This is a genomic window from Pseudomonas sp. F3-2, from assembly GCF_038804275.1.
Classification (GTDB): domain Bacteria; phylum Pseudomonadota; class Gammaproteobacteria; order Pseudomonadales; family Pseudomonadaceae; genus Aquipseudomonas.
Genome location: NZ_CP152388.1, coordinates 580,330 through 593,944, shown reverse-complemented (window position 1 = coordinate 593,944; position 13,615 = coordinate 580,330). Strand labels below are relative to the sequence as shown.

Below are 13,615 nucleotides of genomic sequence, written 5' to 3'. Positions count from 1 at the left end.
GATGTGTCTTCTTCGCCTGGCGCTGGCGAGCCTCGCCAATCGCCGTTTCACTGCCTTTCTCACCGCCTTCGCCATCGCGTTATCGGTCTGCCTGTTGCTGGCTGTCGAGCGTGTGCGCACCGAAGCACGTGCCAGCTTCGCCAGCACCATCAGCGGCACCGACCTGATCGTCGGCGCGCGTTCGGGCTCGGTCAACCTGCTGCTCTACTCGGTGTTCCGCATCGGTAACGCAACCAACAACATTCGCTGGGACAGTTTCGAGCACTTCGCCACTAGCCGACAGGTCAAGTGGGCGATCCCCATTTCCCTCGGCGACAGCCATCGCGGCTACCGAGTGATGGGCACCAATGCATCGTATTTCGAGCATTACCAGTACGGTCGTCAGCAACATCTGGAGATGGCCGATGGACGACCGTTCGACACGGATCCTTTCGAAGTGGTGCTGGGTGCCGAGGTGGCCGACGCGCTGCATTACAAGCTCGGCGACAAACTGGTGCTGGCTCACGGCGTGGCGACCGTGAGCCTGGTCAAGCACGATGACAAACCGTTCACCGTGGTCGGCATCCTTAAGCGCACCGGCACACCCGTGGACCGCACGCTGCACATCAGCCTGGGCGGCATGGAGGCCATTCACATCGATTGGCACAACGGCGTGCCGGCTCAGGGCGCTGGCCGCATCAGCGCCGATCAGGCACGCAACATGGACCTGACGCCCACCGCGATCACAGCGTTCATGCTGGGTCTGAACAGCAAGATTTCCACGTTCGCGCTGCAACGCGAGATCAACGAATTCCGGGGCGAGCCGATGCTGGCCATTCTTCCCGGCGTTGCCCTGCAGGAGCTGTGGAGCCTGATGGGCACGGCCGAGAAAGCCTTGTTCGTGATCTCGCTGTTCGTGGTACTGACCGGACTGATCGGCATGCTCACGGCGATTCTCACCAGCCTCAACGAGCGTCGCCGCGAAATGGCGATTCTGCGCTCGGTAGGTGCGCGGCCCTGGCATATCGCCAGCCTGTTGGTGCTGGAAGCGTTCGCGCTGGCGCTCGCCGGCTCAGTCAGCGGTCTTGCGCTGCTGTACGTCGGCATCGCTGCGGCTCAGGATTACGTGCAGGCCAACTACGGTTTGTATCTGCCGTTGTCGCTGCCGAGCAGTTACGAATGGACGCTGCTGGGCGGCATCCTCGGCGCGGCGCTGTTGATGGGGACCGTGCCGGCATGGCGTGCCTATCGCCAGTCGTTGGCCGATGGCCTGTCGATTCGTTTATGAGGACGTCGTGATGCGCGCGCTGTGGATGTTTATTTGGTTACTGGTCGCGACGCCGATCTGGGCGCAAGACCTGCGGGTGCTGACCTGGCAGGAAATGATTCCGCCCGACGCGCCACCGGTGAAGCTGATCACCGCCCCCATTCATAACCTGTCCAGCATGGCGGATACCTTGTCGGTGGAGTCGGCACCTGCCGCTCATCAGTTGGCGCCCGATGCGCCGGTGGTCAAGTCACTGGACGGCCAGATGGTGCGTTTGCCTGGCTACATCGTGCCACTTGAGGTCAGCGAGGAAGGCCGCGTCACGGAGTTTCTGCTGGTGCCGTATTTCGGCGCCTGTATCCACGTTCCGCCCCCGCCGCCGAATCAGATCGTCCACGTCACCAGCGAACTGGGAGTGAAAGTCGACGAGCTTTATCAGCCGTACTGGATCGAAGGGCCGATGCAGGTCAAATCCTCCACCAGCGAATTGGCTGATGCCGGGTACCAGATGGAAGCGGACAAAATCCTGGTGTACGAACTGCCGGATCAATAAACCCAACGAGCAACAAAAATCCCTTGTAGGAGCGCGCTTGCTCTGGGTCGCACTCGGACGAAGGCTGGTTTCCAACGACTGCATCTCCACAGCCTGCACCGGTCTCTTCCCGGCTAAAGCCGGTCCTACAGACGCGGCAGGCTTTCAGTAGGAACGGCTTTAGCCGGGAAGGCGTCGGGTGTTACGCCAGAGATCGAAGGGGGCGTCGAAGACAGTTGGCTCACGCCCACAGATTCATTTCATTTAACTGCTCATCCATTGAGCTGTGTCAAAACCCGCGCAGTAGACGCTTCGTAACATGAGGTATTCCTTTTAAATGCCTTTACGGAGCCCTCATGAACAAGTCCTTGCTCGGCGCGTCGCTTTTCGCGCTCGCACTTGGTGCCCCACTCGCCGCCCAGGCCCATCAGGCCGGTGACATCATCGTTCGTGCGGGCGCGGCCACCACCGCGCCTAACGAGGACAGCGGCAACCTGAAATTCGATGGCGTCAAGGCGCCGGGCACCAAGGCAACACTGGACAGCGACACCCAACTGGGCCTGACCTTCGCCTACATGCTGACCGATCATGTCGGCCTCGAGCTGCTGGCCTCAACGCCCTTTCAGCACACCGTTGCGGTCAAGGGCCTGGGCGCAGGGCTGGACGGCAAGCTGGCGGACGTGAAACAACTGCCGCCAACGCTGTCGTTGCAGTACTACCCGATGGAAGCTCACTCAAAATTCCAGCCGTACGCAGGCCTGGGTGTGAACTACACCTGGTTCTACGACGAAAATCTGGCCAGTGACCGCAAAGCGCAAGGCATGAATAACCTGCACATCAAGAACTCGTGGGGCTGGGCCGGACAGGTGGGCATGGACTACATGCTCACTGACAAGGTGATGGTCAACGCCGCCGTGTGGTACGTGGACATCGACACCCAGGCCACGCTGGACGGCCCGTCAGCGTTGGGCGTCGGACGCACGAAGGTCAACGTGGACGTCGATCCGTGGGTTTACATGCTTGGCTTTGGCTACAAGTTCTGACGATTTCGCAGGGCACAAAAAAAGGCACCTTTAAGGTGCCTTTTTGCGTTGTGCGGCTCAGCGCCCCAGCAATCGTGCCAGGCCCACTTTCAGCGGGGTCGGGGTCGACACTGTGAAGCGCTCGAGCAGCCGCTGGTTGTTGGCCCGGGAATGCTTGATGTCACCCGATCGCGGCGGCAGGTAGGTGACCGCAGGCAGACTGCCGACCACGTGCTCGAACGCCGCGAGCAATTCATTCAGCGAGGTGGTGGCGTTCAGACCGACGTTCACCGCGCCCTCCTCCACGACCGGCTTCTCGAAACCCTGCACCACGAGATCGACCAGATCCTCGACGTAAAAGAAATCGCGGGTTTGCTCGCCATCGCCGAACACCGAGATCGGCAGGCCTTTCTCTGCACGCTCGGCGAAGATACTGATCACACCTGAATACGGCGACGACGGATCCTGGCGCGGGCCGAAGATATTGAAGAAGCGAAACACGACCGGCTCCAGACCGTGCTGTCGACGGTAAAAATCCAGGTAGTACTCGCTTGCCAGTTTGTCCGAAGCGTAGGGCGTCAACGGTGCCTTGGGCGTGTCTTCGACAATGGGCTGGCCTTCACCGTTATTGCCATAGACCGCCGCACTGGAGGCAAACACCACACGCTTGATGCCGGCCTGACGCATGGCTTCGCACACGTTCAGCGTGCCGATGAAGTTGCTCTGGTGGGTTTTCACCGGATCGTCCACCGACGCCTGCACCGACGCGACCGCCGCCAGATGCGCAACGGCCCGGCAGCCCAGCGCGGCACGTGCGACCAGTGCCGCATCGGCGACATCGCCTTCGATCAGCTCGAGCCGGGGATTGTCCAGCGGCAGGTTGCTGCGCTTGCCCGTCGACAGATCGTCGAGGATGCGCACGGCGTAACCTTTGGCGAGCAATGCGTCGGTCAGGTGTGAGCCGATGAAACCGGCGCCGCCGGTAATGAGGACAGGAGCATCAGACATGTCGGTAGTAGCGGTCCAATAAGCTGGGCAAACCGGCACGCCATGCGCGAGGCTTGATACCAAAAGTGTGAAGGATTTTCTTGCAGGCCAGCACGGCGTTCTGCGGCTCTTCTGCGGCATCCGGACTCGCGGCGTGCGCCTGAGCGGTCGGAGCTTCCACGGCCAGCGGCCGCAGCAGTCGCGCTTCGGTCAGAATGGCCTGGCCCAGCGCCAGCGGCGTAGTGGCTTCATGACCTGCGTAATGGTAGGTGCCCCACAGCGGCGCAGCGCAATCCAGCTGCTTGAGCACCGAGATGATGACTCGCGCAGCATCGTCGACCGGGGTCGGGTTGCCGCGTCGATCGTCGGCCATCAAAAGCTCTTCGGCCTTTTCGGCACGTGTCAGGAAACGTCCAAGCACGCCGTCGGCGCTGTTATCGAGCAGCCAGCCGAAACGCACCAGCACGTGCTGCGGGCAGGCCGCCCTGACGCTTTGCTCGATGCGCCACAGTGCCTGGCCCCGGGAGCCGAGCGGCACCGGTTCGTCCTTTTCGCTGTAAGCCGTCGCCCGCGAACCGTCGAACACCCGATAGCTGGAGGGTTGAACAAGGATGATGTTGTGATGCTGGCACAGTTCGGCGAGACGCTCGACGGAGCGCTCCTGACTTTCCAACCGTTCGGCGCTTACGCTCTGCGCCTGAAACCAGTCGAAATAATAAGCAAGATTGATCAAGGCATCCGGGCGGGTGTCATCGAGCAGTTGCGTCAGGCTGGCCGCATCCCAACCGTCTTGCGGTGGACGCGGAGCGAGGAAGCCAATGTCTTCCTCGGCACCCAGACGAATCAACGCCTGCCCAAGGGCATTCCCGCCGCCCAACAGCATAAGGCGCATTCGCATAGAGTCAGGAGGCTCTCAGAAAAATTCAGTGAAAAACGCCCGCAAACATAACACGTCGGTGGAATAACTCCCAACAGGTGGCCCGGCGATGCTGTGACGGCACGGGTTACCTGTGGGCCTGAGCTTGCTCACGAAGGCTGGATGTCGGGCAACGCAGCTACGGCGGATGCACAGGCCTCTTCGCGAGCAAGCTCGCTCCCACCGGATTTATGGTGTTTGCGAGAGCGATGCCACTGCACGACTTTCGGTGGGAGTGAGCCAACTGTTTTCAACGCCCTCTTCGACCAATTGCGTAACACTAGACCCCTTCGCGGCTAAAGCCGGTCCTACGCAAAGCTTGCAGAGTTCGTAGGACCGGCTTCAGCCGGGAAGAGGCCATTCCTGCCGGCAGAGGTCTGGTGGCTGACCTGCAGCCTTCGCGAGCATGCCCCACCGAACGCGCAGCGATCAGCCAGCCCGCATCCTCGCCGATCACCGGTCCTTGCATCTGCTGCTCGGCGCCCGCATAAATTTGTCCATGAACCTTCTCAAGACTCACGATCCGGTGCTCGACGCCTTTCACCCGGCCGTTGCCGCATGGTTCAGACAGACGTTCCCGGCTGTTACTGCGGCTCAGGCGCAGGCATGGCCGCTGATCAAGGAGCGTCGATCCACGCTGATCGCGGCGCCCACGGGCTCAGGCAAAACCCTGACGGCGTTCCTCGCGGTCATCGATGACCTGGTGCATCAGGGCCTGACGGCTGGCGGCGCGCTGCCCGACCAGACCTTCGTCGTGTACATCTCGCCTTTGAAGGCGTTATCCAATGACATCCAGATCAATCTGCAAAACCCGCTGAGCGGCATCACCGAGCAACTGAGCCGCCAAGGCCTGCCGGGGCTGCGCATCAGCACGGCGGTGCGCACCGGCGATACCCAACAGAAAGAGCGCAACGCGATGCGCAAGACCGCGCCGCATATCCTGGTGACGACGCCAGAATCGCTGTATGTGCTGCTCGGTTCCGATTCGGGTCGGCGCATGCTGGCCGGCACCCAGACGGTCATCGTCGATGAAATCCACGCCATTGCCGCCAGCAAGCGCGGCAGCCATCTGGCATTGAGCCTGGAGCGGCTGCAAGCGTTGTGCGAAAAGCCGCTGCTGCGAATCGGGCTGTCAGCGACGCAAAAACCGATCGAGCGGGTGTCGCGCTTTCTGGTGGGCAGCGACCCGATCACCCGCCCTTGCGCCATCATCGATATCGGCCACGCGCGCCCCAGGGATCTGGCGATCGAAGTGCCGCCGGTGCCGCTTTCAGCGGTGATGTCCAACGATGTCTGGCAGTTGGTCTACGATCGCCTGGCAGCGCTTGCGCGAGAGGATCGCACGACGCTTATCTTCGTCAACACGCGACGTCTGGCCGAGCGCATGGCGCGGCATCTGAGCGATCGGCTGGGCAAAGAGGCCGTGGCTGCGCATCACGGCAGTCTGGCCAAAGAGCAACGTCTGGATGCCGAGCAACGGCTCAAGCGCGGCGATCTGCAGGTGCTGATCGCGACCGCGTCCCTGGAGCTCGGGATCGATATCGGCGATGTCGATCTGGTGTGTCAGATCAGTTCGCCGCGCTCTATCGCAGCATTCCTCCAGCGTGTCGGACGTTCCGGTCACCATGTGGGTGGTACGCCCAAGGGACGACTGTTTGCCGTGTCGCGCGACGACCTGATCGAATGCGCGGCGCTGCTGGACTGCGTTCGCCGCGGTGAGCTGGACACCTTGCTGATTCCCAAGGCGCCGCTGGACGTGCTGGCGCAGCAGATCATCGCCGAGGTCAGTTGCCAGGAATGGCATGAAGACGCGCTGCTTGCGCTGTTCCGTCAGGCTTCGCCTTACGCCGAACTCGACGAAGGCCATTATCAATCGCTGCTGGGCATGCTCGCCGAAGGTTACAGCGGGCGTCAGGGCGTGCGTGCGGCCTACCTGCATCGGGACGCCGTCACCCGCACCTTGCGGGGCCGGCGTGGCAGCAAGCTCACTGCTGTCACCAGCGGCGGCACGATCCCGGACAACGCCGACTACAGCGTGATCCTCGAACCTCAGGCCCTGAACATCGGCACGGTAAACGAAGATTTCGCGGTGGAGAGCATCGCCGGTGACATCTTCCAGCTCGGCAATACGTCCTACCGGATTCTGCGTGTCGAGTCAGGCCGCGTGCGGGTCGAAGACGCTCAGGGCGCGCCGCCCAACATCCCGTTCTGGCTGGGAGAAGCGCCGGGGCGCAGCGACGAGCTTTCATTTGCGGTGGCGCGCCTGCAGGCCGAGATCGATCAACAGCTCAGCGCCCATCCCGGCCAGATCCGCCCGTGTATCGACTGGCTGATGCAGACGCTGGGGCTTGATAGCGCCAGCGCCGAACAGATCGTCGATTATCTGGCTCGCGCGCACTCGACCCTCGGCGCCCTGCCCTCGCAAGACACCTTGGTGATGGAGCGCTTCTTCGACGAATCCGGTGGCACGCAGCTGGTCATCCACACGCCTTTCGGGAGCCGGGTCAACCGCGCCTGGGGTCTGGCGCTGCGCAAACGTTTCTGTCGCACGTTCAACTTCGAACTGCAGGCCGCCGCCAGCGAAGACGCCATCGTGCTGTCGTTGTCCACCAGCCACAGCTTTGCGCTGGACGAGGTCTGGCGATATCTGCACTCCAACAGCGCCGAGCACCTGCTGATTCAGGCGGTGCTCGATGCGCCGCTGTTCGGCGTACGCTGGCGCTGGAATGCCGGCGTAGCGCTGGCGTTGCCGCGTTACACCGGCGGGCGCAAGGTCGCGCCGCAACTGCAACGCATGAAGAGCGAAGACCTGATCGCTACCGTTTTCCCGGACCAGATTGCCTGCCTTGAAAATCTGGTCGGCGAGCGTGAGGTGCCTGAACATCCGCTGGTCGAGCAAACGCTGGACGATTGCCTGCATGAAGCGATGGATGCAGATGGCTGGCTGACGCTGCTGAGGCGAATGGAAAACGGTAAGGTGCGCCTGATCAGCCGGGATTTGCCCGCGCCATCTCCGCTGGCGGCAGAGATTCTCAACGCCAAACCGTATACGTTTCTCGACGACGCACCGTTGGAAGAGCGCCGCACTCAGGCCGTGCTCAATCGTCGCTGGAGCGATCCGGAGTCTGCCGATGATCTGGGTGCGTTGGACGTCGATGCAATCATGGCGGTGGCCGAAGAGGCCTGGCCGCAGCCACACAACGCCGATGAGATGCATGAGGCGCTGATGACCCTGGGCTGCGTCAGTGGCGTCGAGGCGCGCGAGCATGGCGAGTGGATGAGTTGGCTGGAGAGTCTGGCCCGCTCTGGACGAGCGACGCGACTGCAGGTCAATCCTGATCAAGCGCTGTGGATCGCGCTTGAGCGATTGACCTGTCTGCAGACGATTTATCCGGCCGCCGAAATGCATCCGCCTTTGGCGGCGCTGCCGGGTTTCGATGAAACATGGGATGCAGATCAGGCACGCATCGAGCTTGTGCGCGCACGCCTCAGCGGCTTCGGGCCGCTCACCCTGCCAGCCATCGCCGCCCCGCTGGCGCTTTCACCCGGCGAGGTGACTCAGGCGCTCGCTCATCTGGAGGCCGAAGGTTACGTTCTGCGCGGGCGTTTCGATCCCGGCGCCAGCGAGGAGCAATGGTGCGAGCGCCACCTGCTGTCACGCATTCATCGCTACACCGTCAAACGTCTGCGCCGGGAAATCGAACCGGTCTCGCTTCAGGATTTCATCCGCTTTTTGTTCGACTGGCAGCACCTGTCTGCCACGACACAGAGTCAGGGCAAAGCGGCATTGCCGGAGGTCGTCGATCAACTGGAAGGATTTTCGTCAGCCGCGGGCGCCTGGGACAGCGATATTCTTCCGGCCCGGCTGAAGGACTATTCCCAAAGCTGGCTGGACGACCTGTGTCGCTCCGGCAAAGTGGTGTGGATGCGCTTGAGCAGCCGCAACAAAGCCAGCACGGCTGCATTGCGCAGCACGCCTATTGTGCTGTTGCCCCGCACGCAGGTCCGGCTGTGGAGCGGGCTGACCGAACAACCGGCGCCGAGTGAATTGTCGTTGCGTGCCCAGAAAGTCCACGAAGTGTTGTCGGCCCACGGAGCCATGTTTTTCGACGAGCTCACCGGCGAGGCTCACTTGCTGCGCACTGAACTGGAAACTGCGCTGCAGGAACTGGTCGGCGCCGGGCTGGTGAACGCCGACAGCTTTGCCGGGCTGCGGGCGCTGATCACTCCCGCCAGCAAACGCGCGGCCCACACCAGCAGGCGCAATCGCGGAGCATTCATCGGCGGCATGGACGATGCCGGTCGCTGGGCACTGCTGCGCCGGGCTCCGGCTGGTGAGAACACAGCCAGGCAGACGCTCGATGCCGACACGCTGGAGCACATCGCGATGACCCTGCTGCGTCGGTATGGCGTGGTGTTCTGGCGCCTGCTTGAGCGTGAAGCCGACTGGCTGCCGACGTGGCGCGAATTGCTCAGAACGTTTCATCGTCTGGAGGCGCGGGGCGACATTCGCGGCGGGCGCTTTGTTGCGGGGCTTGCAGGCGAACAATTCGCGCTGCCAGAGGCAATCCCCTTGCTGCGAGAAGTCCGCAAACGTCCGCTGGACGGTAGCCTGATCGGCGTCAGTGGCGTCGATCCGCTGAATCTGGCCGGCACGCTGTTGCCTGGCGCAAAGGTGCCAGCAGTGGTCGGCAATCGCCTCGTGTACCGGGACGGCATACCGATCGCCGCGATCATCGCGGGCAAGCCGCAATACTGGGGCGAACTGGACGAGCACAACATGCTGGCGGTTCGGGATCGCCTGTTCAGGTAAACGCGGCCCGCTTGCTTGCACTCATCTCAAACCGGGCTTTCCGAACCGTCTTTGTTGACCACTGACGTCTTGCCTGGCACAGGCTGTTGCTCGTCGCCCTCATCCATCGCCGGAAATTGCCCGTTGTGCGGACTCATCACCAGTTGTGGATAAGTTTGCGCGAAGCGAACATCCGTAGACTTATCCACAAGGCGCTTGAGCTTGTCGTTGAACGCTCGGCTGACCGCATATTGCCCGCCGGATGATGTGCGGAACTGCGCGGTGATCACGATCCCGTTCATGTCCATGCGATCCAGACCGAACACTTCCAGCGGTCCTTGCAGCTTACTGGCCAGCAGGAAGTCATCGCTGATCGCCTGCCCGGCTTCGCGAATCAACGATGTCGCTGAATCCACGTCCGAATCGTAAGTGAACTGGAACGAGAAGAACGCGTAAGCGAATTGCCGCGACTGGTTCGTTACGGCCTTGATCTGCCCGAACGGCACCGAGTGCACGAATCCTTTGCCGTCACGCAGGCGCAGGGTGCGGATGGTCAGGCTCTCGACAGTGCCGGCATGACCCGAATCCAGCACCACCCAATCGCCAATGGAGATGGTGTCTTCGATGATGATGAACAGGCCCGTGATCACGTCCTGCACCAGTTGCTGCGAACCGAAGCCGATCGCCAGACCGACCACTCCGGCACCTGCCAGCAGCGGCGCGACGTTGATCCCCAGATTCGCCATGGTAGTGATCGTGCAGATCACCACCAGGATGATCTTGATCGCGTTACGCAGCAGCGGCAGGATCGTCTTCACGCGTGTGCTTGGCTGACGCGACGAGCGATGGTTGGCCGGCGGCTTCAGCGCTTCCTGAATCGCCGTGTCCATCACGACCCACAGCAGCCACGTCACCAGAAAGATCAGTCCGATACTGCTTAGCGAATCACTGATCACCTTGCCCAATGCGTTGCGCTGAGCAAACTCGAACAGCGAAAAACCCCAGATACGGCCAAGCAATTCAATGAAGCCGATCGCCAGGCCGATGCGCAGCACTGCGTGCAACAGGCTGAGCAGCCGCTCTTTGTAAACGCGCCCGGTCCGCGCCTCGGCCGGCTTGAACATGTGCTGAAACAGCGTGCTTAGAAACACCGTACCAATCAGCAGGACGGTCGTGAGCAACGCGCAGCGCAACGCCTCCTGACTGTCTTCGCCGGCACCGATCAGATTCACCGCCGAGACCAGAATCATCAACAGGATCGGCAAGTGCCACAGGCTGGAAAAAATCTTGAGCGTCTGTTGCAGCGCAGGACGTGTCAGTCGCGCATTCAGGGGTCGGTTGCGAATCAGGTGCGCCACAGGACGACGCATTCTGATCACCACGATGCAGAACATGATCGACGCCATCAGCCCGGTAAATGCCGCGACGCTGGTGGTCACGTTGCCGCCCAGTTGCCGGGAGATCTGTGGGCTGGTGAGCGCATCGCTCAATGCCGCGAGGAAACCGATGATGAACAGTGGATGAGGCGCGTAATTTCGAATGATGCGCACCGCGGCGCGCTTGTGACCGGAGTTGAACAGCACCACCACCGACATCAGCACGGACGTTGAGAAAATGCCGCTGCTGGTCGAATACGCCAGGCAAAGCGCCAGCGCCCGACCGATCGAGGCTTGCATGAAGTGGCTGACATACAGCGTCAGCGGCAGGCAGATCAACGCTGGAATCATGAATGGCACGACGTAGCTCATCACGCCTTGCACGCGCACGCGAGTCGCCAGCGCGCGGTGCCGAGACAGGCGGGAAACGAGGAAAGCGCCAATGCGGTTGAGCAAAACAAACGCGCCGATCCACACCACCGACAGGATCAGGAAGTCTCCGGCAATGCTCCAGGGCGAGCGATTCAGCGGTTTGTTGACCAGCGCGTCCAGCTCATCGGCAGCGCGATCGGCACGCAACCGCCAGGAATCGAGCAAGTGAGCATCCAGATCGAGCTTGTTCTGAACACTGTCGATGCTGGAACTGATCGCTCCAAGCAATCCGCCCTTCACCAGAATTTCGGGTTTTGCGGGTTCATCTGCAGGGGCGGGATCAGCGGGAGCGCTGGACTGCGCGGTGGCAGGCGCAGGTGCCTCGGCAGCCTGGACGTTGATGCTGCCTAGACAGCACACCAGGCAGAACAGCAGAACAGATTTGAAATTCGACAAAACGCAGGTCACTCCTTCGGTCATGAGGGACGGCGAAATCAAAGCCCACAGAAACTGATCGAATTTCGTCCGGCAAGTTCGCCGTCAGCGGCAACCTTCATCTGCGTCCAGCGATTCAACACCGCGGATATTTTTATTTTCGAAAGTGCCTTGACCGAGGAGAACGATCGTTCTACCTTTTAAAGCATGAACACATCAACGACAGACACACGCGAAAAAATTCTCGCGACCGCCGAGCAACTGATCTACCAAAACGGCATCCAGGCCACGGGCATGGACCTTTTGGTGAAGACCTCCGGCGTGGCCCGAAAAAGTATTTATCGCTACTTCGCCACCAAGGACGAAGTCGCCGCAGCCGCGCTCAACGCCCGTGACGTGCGCTGGATGCACTGGTTCAAGACCGAAACCGACAAGGCGCAGACGCCTGAGGCGCGCATTCTCAATATGTTCGCCGTGCTCAAGGGCTGGTTTGAATCCGAAGGATTTTGCGGTTGCGCGTTCATCAACACGGCGGGCGAGATTGGCGACCCCAACGACCCGATTCGCCTGATCGCCAAATTGCACAAACAGAAGTTGTTCGACTACACGCTGCAGCTTTGTGAGCAGCTGGATATCGAGCAGCCATCAGCGCTGGCCAAACAGTTGCTGATCCTGATGGAAGGCGCCATCACCACCGCTCGCGTCATGGGTGATTACAGCGCCGCCGACAGCGCACGAGATGTTGCGCAGCTGTTGCTCCAACAGGCCTTGCTTTAACGGCCTGCGTGTCAAGAACGCTCCATTATCGCTGTACTTACTCTTTCCTGGAGGCTTAACCATGTCGTCCAATGCCCAGACTCGCCCGCCACTTCCCCCCTTCACTCGCGAATCCGCCATCGAAAAGGTCCGACTGGCCGAAGATGGCTGGAACAGCCGCGATCCGGAGAAGGTTTCGTTGGCCTACACGCTCGACACCAAATGGCGCAATCGCGCCGAGTTCGCCATCAACCGGGAAGAAGCCAAAGGCTTTCTGACGCGCAAGTGGGCGAAAGAACTCGACTACCGCTTGATCAAAGAGCTCTGGGCATTCACCGACAACCGCATCGCAGTCCGTTATGCGTACGAATGGCACGACGACTCAGGTAACTGGTTCCGGTCCTACGGCAACGAAAACTGGGAATTCAACGAAGACGGGCTGATGGCCAACCGTTTCGCGTGCATCAACGACATGCCGATCAAGGAGTCCGAGCGCAAATTCCACTGGCCACTGGGTCGCCGTCCTGACGACCACCCTGGCTTGTCGGATCTGGGGCTGTAATTTCCAGGAAACATCCCAATGAAAAGCCCCCGGCAGCTGAGCTGTCCGGGGGCTTTTTCGTTCGATGATCAGCTGCGTTTACTGGAGCGGATCAGAACGGGATATCGTCATCGAAGCTGTCGAAATCCGGAGCCGGTTGTGGCGCCTGTTGTGGAGCTGGACGTGATTCGCGTTGTGGCTGAGGAGCAGCCTGCGGACGCGATTGCTGTGGACGAGGTGCGGAATTCTGATAACCGCCACCGCCTTGGCCTTGTGGAGCGCCTTCGCCTTGCGGACGACCGCCCAACAACTGCATGGTGCCTTGCATGTCGACGATGATTTCAGTGGTGTAGCGCTTGATGCCGTCTTTTTCCCACTCGCGGGTCTGCAGCTTGCCTTCGATGTAGACCTGCGAGCCCTTGCGCAGGTACTCACCGGCGATCTCTGCGACTTTGCCGAACATGGAGACGCGGTGCCATTCGGTCTTCTCGACTTTCTGGCCGGTCTGCTTGTCGGTCCACTGCTCGCTGGTCGCCAGACTCAGGTTGGTCACGGCATTACCGTTAGGCATGTAGCGAACTTCGGGATCCTGGCCGCATGTGCCGACCAATATGACTTTGTTAACCCCACGGGCCATAAC

10 protein-coding genes are annotated in these 13,615 nt (G+C 61.2%); 6 read left to right on the top strand and 4 right to left on the bottom strand.

From position 1 onward, the window contains the following. Position 1: 1 nt before the first annotated feature. The 3 genes from AAGQ88_RS02695 to AAGQ88_RS02685 all read left to right on the top strand — a co-directional run bounded on the left by AAGQ88_RS02695 (position 2) and on the right by AAGQ88_RS02685 (position 2,821). A complete protein-coding gene (locus AAGQ88_RS02695; protein ID WP_342654367.1) occupies positions 2–1,267 on the top strand; it encodes an ABC transporter permease in 1,266 nt (421 codons plus the stop codon). 10 nt (positions 1,268–1,277) lie between these two features. Further along, the gene (locus tag AAGQ88_RS02690) at positions 1,278–1,799 is read left to right on the top strand and encodes a DUF3299 domain-containing protein (RefSeq protein ID WP_285424337.1); all 522 of its coding nucleotides are present in this window, start codon (positions 1,278–1,280) and stop codon (positions 1,797–1,799) included. A 335-nt stretch (positions 1,800–2,134) separates the two neighbouring features. Continuing rightward, positions 2,135–2,821, top strand: coding sequence for an OmpW family outer membrane protein (locus AAGQ88_RS02685; RefSeq protein ID WP_342654366.1), 687 nt, complete (start codon positions 2,135–2,137; stop codon positions 2,819–2,821). Positions 2,822–2,878: 57 nt separating this feature from the next. Here AAGQ88_RS02685 and AAGQ88_RS02680 read toward each other — a convergent pair whose 3' ends face one another. Next, positions 2,879–3,808, bottom strand: coding sequence for an NAD-dependent epimerase/dehydratase family protein (locus AAGQ88_RS02680; protein ID WP_342654365.1), 930 nt, complete (start codon positions 3,806–3,808; stop codon positions 2,879–2,881). Then, positions 3,801–4,685, bottom strand: coding sequence for a sugar nucleotide-binding protein (locus AAGQ88_RS02675; protein WP_093468909.1), 885 nt, complete (start codon positions 4,683–4,685; stop codon positions 3,801–3,803). Before AAGQ88_RS02675 ends, AAGQ88_RS02680 begins: the two co-directional genes overlap by 8 nt. Before the next feature lie 517 nt (positions 4,686–5,202). Between AAGQ88_RS02675 and AAGQ88_RS02670 the strand changes: the two genes are divergently transcribed. Next, positions 5,203–9,516 carry a crosslink repair DNA glycosylase YcaQ family protein gene (locus AAGQ88_RS02670; RefSeq protein ID WP_342654364.1) on the top strand — a complete coding sequence of 1,438 codons (4,314 nt, stop codon included), beginning with the start codon at positions 5,203–5,205 and terminating at the stop codon, positions 9,514–9,516. Positions 9,517–9,542: 26 nt separating this feature from the next. Here the strand turns inward: AAGQ88_RS02670 and AAGQ88_RS02665 are convergent, their stop codons facing one another. Continuing rightward, positions 9,543–11,723: a mechanosensitive ion channel family protein gene (locus AAGQ88_RS02665; RefSeq protein ID WP_342654363.1), complete on the bottom strand. Its 2,181-nt coding sequence runs from the start codon at positions 11,721–11,723 to the stop codon at positions 9,543–9,545. Positions 11,724–11,885: 162 nt separating this feature from the next. Between AAGQ88_RS02665 and AAGQ88_RS02660 the strand changes: the two genes are divergently transcribed. After that, complete coding sequence (locus tag AAGQ88_RS02660) at positions 11,886–12,455, top strand: TetR family transcriptional regulator (protein ID WP_342654362.1); 570 nt, start codon at positions 11,886–11,888, stop codon at positions 12,453–12,455. Between the two features lie 61 nt (positions 12,456–12,516). Next, on the top strand, positions 12,517–12,996 hold the full coding sequence (locus tag AAGQ88_RS02655; RefSeq protein ID WP_342654361.1) for a nuclear transport factor 2 family protein: 480 nt from the start codon (positions 12,517–12,519) through the stop codon (positions 12,994–12,996). Between the two features lie 91 nt (positions 12,997–13,087). On the opposite strand, the gene AAGQ88_RS02650 is transcribed toward AAGQ88_RS02655, so the two are convergent. Then, positions 13,088–13,612 (bottom strand): single-stranded DNA-binding protein, encoded by a 525-nt coding sequence (locus AAGQ88_RS02650; RefSeq protein ID WP_062384510.1) that lies wholly within the window; start codon positions 13,610–13,612, stop codon positions 13,088–13,090. Between the last annotated feature and the right edge of the window lie 3 nt (positions 13,613–13,615).